The organism is Caldicoprobacter faecalis (genome assembly GCF_900115765.1).
Classification (GTDB): domain Bacteria; phylum Bacillota; class Clostridia; order Caldicoprobacterales; family Caldicoprobacteraceae; genus Caldicoprobacter; species Caldicoprobacter oshimai.
The window spans coordinates 1-3,337 of record NZ_FOXR01000072.1 but is presented as its reverse complement, the minus strand read 5'-3'; the positions used below and the strand labels follow the sequence as shown (position 1 = coordinate 3,337).

The following is a 3,337-nucleotide window of genomic DNA, read 5'->3' as shown; positions in this document are numbered from 1 at the left end:
TGCTAGCCCGCGTAATAGCGTCTAGTTTTTAAAAAAGCCAGGGTGGGTCAAATTTTATCTGTTAAAAATGGGTCAATTTAAATCCGCTATTGACAATATGGACTCCTTCTATGTTAGAATATAAAAGCATAGGAGGAGTTTTTGTATGGCAAGAAAAAGAATTATAACACCGGAAAAGAAAGAACTTATTAGTAGACTCATTGCAGAGTACAACATTAAAACAGCAAAGGATTTACAGGGAGCATTGAAAGATCTGCTGGGCAATACAATCCAAGGAAGGGGAGAAGTCGAAAGAGGAAGTATAGGCGTGTAACCAGACGGATAAGATATGTTGAAGCAAAGCGGATAGATGAACGACCTGAGGGAGCAAGAGGACGTAGCGAATATGGACATTGGGAGATGGACTGTATAGAGTCTGGGAGGGGAAAAGGGAGAGCATGTTTATTAGTGTTAGTAGAGAGGAAGAGTCGAGAAACACTATTATTTAAGCTAAATTCACAAACACAAAAGCTAAAAATGGGCAAAGAGCATAAAGGGGCAATTAATTTTAACAGAGAAAAAGAGCTTCATTTTAACTTGCAATTAACGAATAGATATGGTACATTACAAGAGGTTGACCCTCGTTGTAGGAGGAAAAACAATGCAACCTCAGGTAATTGTTAAAAATGTCAGTAAAACTTACAAAGTATACATAAAAGAAAATGGCGTAATAAATGCAGTTAAAAGCTTTTTTAAGCGAAGGTACAAGTACATACAAGCAGTAAAGGACATTTCTTTTACTGTGAATCAAGGAGAAATACTTGGACTGATTGGTTTAAACGGTGCGGGGGAAACTACTACTATTAAATTAGTATCCGGCATTATTAAAGCAGATGAGGGTATTATAAGAGTATTGGGAGAAGACCCTTTTTTACGAAGCAAAGATTACAGAAGAAAAGTCTCATTAGTAATGGGACAGAGAGGTCAGTTAGATCCAGACTTAACTATTATTGATTCTGTAAAACTTTTTGCCTCCATTTACTCTATTGACAAAAAAGAAGCAATTTCAAGGGCAAAATCAATGGCAGAAGAATTGGGCTTGTCAGAAATGGACTTGCAAAAACAGGTCAGAACCCTTTCTTTAGGACAGAGGATGAAAGGTGAATTAATATTATCATTCCTTCACCTGCCGGTAGTTATCTTTCTTGATGAGCCTACAATTGGCTTGGATTTTATCACCCAAAGGGCAATTAGAAACTACTTAAAAAATTATAAAAATAAATATAATGCCTCTATAATACTAACAAGCCATTACATAACTGATATTGAAGATTTGTGCGACAACATCTATATACTCCATAAAGGTCAAGAGCTATATTATGGAACAATTGAGAAACTGAAAAGTATGATTCCCAACATCAGAAAGGTTAGATTTAACGCAAGCAATTGTGCAGTTGAAATAATCAGTAAATATTATAAAGTAGAAGAAGCAAGTGAAGAACAAGAATATTTCATCAGATTTAGTCCGGAAGAAACGATAAATGTAATGAGAGTTTTGTCAAATGAGGCTGAAATTTCAAATATAAATTTTCACGATGATAATCTCGATATTATCATAGAGTCATTGTATAAGGGTGCAGAAAAATGAGGACATTGTATATTTTTATGGGATATTTTGACTACTCAATAAAAAGACTCTTAATGTATAGAATTTACCTTATAGGAGAGCTTTTAAGCTCCCTAATTGTACCAATCCTAATAAACTTCTTTCTCTGGAGGTCTTTAATTGAAGGAAACCCCTTAAATTACACTCTGAAAGAAATGATGATTTACATTGTCATTTCTAATGTAATACTTCTATTTACAGAAATTCATGCTGAACATGACATTGAAAAGGATATAAAAACTTACAGATTTGGGCAAAAGCTTTTACTTCCAGTAGATTATCTGACCAGTATTTCATACAGTCACATATCTTCAAGCCTTGCAAGGTTTGCAATTTTATATATGCCAATAATTATTGTGCTCTCAATTTGGGCAAAAATTGAAATACCAGCAAACCGGCTGTTATACCTACCTTTAGCGTTAATTTTGGGTTTTTTACTCAATGCTTTATTTTCCTTTATAATAGGATTGTTATCTTTTTGGCTGACAGAAATATGGGGCATAGCTGCCATCAGAAACTTACTGACAGGTCTTCTTTCAGGTGCCATTTTCCCTTTAGACCTTTTGCCTAGCAAAATTGAATCAATTATGCTAATGACTCCTTTCCCTTATATAACATATATCCCGTCAAAGCTTATATGTGATGCTAATTTTGACATTGAAATAGTAAATAAAGGATTGCTTATTTCACTAGTCTGGGTGCTAATACTTGGTTTCATTGTTTTTTTACTTATGAAAAATGGATTAAAAAAATACACCTCTCATGGGGCGTGAAAACATGTTAATAGAATCTATAAGATTTTCAATTAAAAAAGCAATTCAATATAGAGCAAATTTGTTAAGCTGGTTTTTGGCAGACTTATCTTTATATACTGCGACATTTTTAGGCTATTACCTGCTTACTCAAAGAATTGACATTTTTGGTGATTATAATAGACAAGAAATTCTTTTTTATATAACCTGCTTCTTTTTAGTAAACAACTTATATGCAATTTTCTTTGCAGAAGCTGTTTCCAAGTTTGGACAATCAGTTGTAACAGGGTATTTTGATTTTGATTTACTAAAACCACAGCCTCTCATAAAATACATCGTACTAAAAAACCTAAATTTTCCTGCAGCTTTTTCAACCCCCTTGTTAATATTTCTAAATATATGGTGCATTAAAATATGTGGAATTAAATTGACAATAGCTTATATCATTTCAATTTTCAGTGCTTCTATTTTAATGGGACTTTTATTTTTCATAGTATACAGTTTTACTCTTTTTGGTTTAAGGTCCGAAGCAATTTCAGCGATAGTCCTGCAGCTTTTAACAATGGCAGAAAAGCCTGATACGGTTTTGCCAAAAATCCTCCGTAATCTTCTCATATATGCAATTCCTATTTTCTTATTAAGTGCAATTCCTGCAAGGATTGCCCTTGGTAAGAGCAATGTATACGAGAGTATATGGTGTTATTCATCTCCCTTATTATATTATTTGGTTTTAAAAATTATCCTTTACCAAGAGCTGAAAAAATACCAGTCGACAGGAGGAGAAATATGAACAAAATTCTAGAATATCTAAAATATTATAAAAACAATAATACTCTTTTAACAGGAAGTTAAGTCTATATAATTGTGTAAAAAGGGGTTGAGCCCCCCCTATCCCTCTAGTTAGAATTCTAGTTAGAATTAAATTACCAAACCAAAACTC

The 3,337-nt window shown here is 33.2% G+C and carries 4 protein-coding genes; all 4 read left to right on the top strand.

The window, feature by feature from the left end; translation table 11 throughout:
- The first annotated feature begins 145 nt into the window (after nt 1-145).
- The 4 genes from BM241_RS12560 (at nt 146) to BM241_RS12005 (ending at nt 3,187) form a co-directional block, all read left to right on the top strand.
- Nucleotides 146-313, top strand: a complete 168-nt coding sequence (locus BM241_RS12560; protein ID WP_156925034.1) for a hypothetical protein — start codon at nt 146-148, stop codon at nt 311-313.
- Nucleotides 314-640: 327 nt separating this feature from the next.
- A complete protein-coding gene (locus BM241_RS12015; protein ID WP_092282899.1) occupies nt 641-1,627 on the top strand; it encodes an ABC transporter ATP-binding protein in 987 nt (328 codons plus the stop codon).
- Nucleotides 1,624-2,418, top strand: a complete 795-nt coding sequence (locus BM241_RS12010; protein ID WP_092282898.1) for an ABC transporter permease — start codon at nt 1,624-1,626, stop codon at nt 2,416-2,418. The genes BM241_RS12015 and BM241_RS12010 overlap by 4 nt, the downstream gene beginning before the upstream one ends.
- 4 nt (nt 2,419-2,422) lie before the next feature.
- Entirely contained in the window at nt 2,423-3,187 is a 765-nt protein-coding gene (locus tag BM241_RS12005) for an ABC transporter permease (protein ID WP_092282897.1), read from the top strand.
- Nucleotides 3,188-3,337 lie beyond the last annotated feature (150 nt).